The organism is Staphylococcus pasteuri, from assembly GCF_030547725.1.
Classification (GTDB): Bacteria; Bacillota; Bacilli; order Staphylococcales; family Staphylococcaceae; genus Staphylococcus; species Staphylococcus pasteuri.
This window is the reverse complement of the sequence record NZ_JAUOQO010000447.1, coordinates 1-263: the sequence shown is the minus strand read 5'-3', so window position 1 is coordinate 263 and position 263 is coordinate 1. Positions and strand designations below refer to the sequence as shown.

Here is a 263-nt window from a genome sequence, read left to right as displayed (position 1 = left end):
ACCACATGGTGGCCGAGCAAGAAAACCGTTACCAAGCTGCTGAATTTAGCGAGGGTCACATGAGCCAAGTAGAAGTGGCCGCGATTAGTGCCACCAGCCAACAAGTAGAGCTTGCTCAGCAATTCCTCAGCTTTTTAGTGAGTGCTCCGGCGCAGAAAATTATTGCCACAACAAACTGGATGCTACCGGTTAATCCTGATGCCGAACTACCAGAAGCATTTTCTACGCTAGTCCAACCTAAGCCATTAAGCATTGAGCAACAC

General features: G+C 48.7%; 1 pseudogene. It reads left to right on the top strand.

The features are described from left to right. Positions 1-263: pseudogene (locus Q4528_RS14320) on the top strand (extracellular solute-binding protein); the annotation flags it as partial.